1 protein-coding gene is annotated in these 290 nt (G+C 36.2%); it reads left to right on the top strand.

Annotation, left to right across the window (positions count from 1 at the left end; all coding sequences use genetic code 11):
* Positions 1–247: ATP-binding protein (locus ACHABW_RS26065; RefSeq protein WP_435759959.1), on the top strand; the 247-nt coding region annotated here is incomplete at its 5' end.
* Between the last annotated feature and the right edge of the window lie 43 nt (positions 248–290).

Genomic DNA, 290 nt, shown 5'->3' with positions numbered 1-290 from the left:
ACTCGACGAATTAGGATATATCCCCTTAAATAAAGAAGGTGCAGAACTGTTATTTCAAGTGATATCTATGTGCTACGAAAACCGTAGTCTATTAATAACAACTAACCTTCAGTTCGGTCAATGGAACCATGTTTTCGGTGACCCCATTCTAACAGAAGCCGTTATTGACCGATTGATTCATCATTCTCATTTATTAATGTTTACCGGAGAAAGCTTTCGATACAAAGAATCTTTATTACAACAATAACTAGAGACGGCAAGTGGCATGCATTTTTAATTGCCATTCCATA

Source organism: Salipaludibacillus sp. CF4.18 (assembly GCF_051262595.1).
GTDB lineage: Bacteria > Bacillota > Bacilli > Bacillales > Salisediminibacteriaceae > Salipaludibacillus > Salipaludibacillus neizhouensis.
The sequence above is the reverse complement of the archived record's forward strand: the minus strand, read 5'-3'. Positions and strand labels throughout refer to the sequence as shown.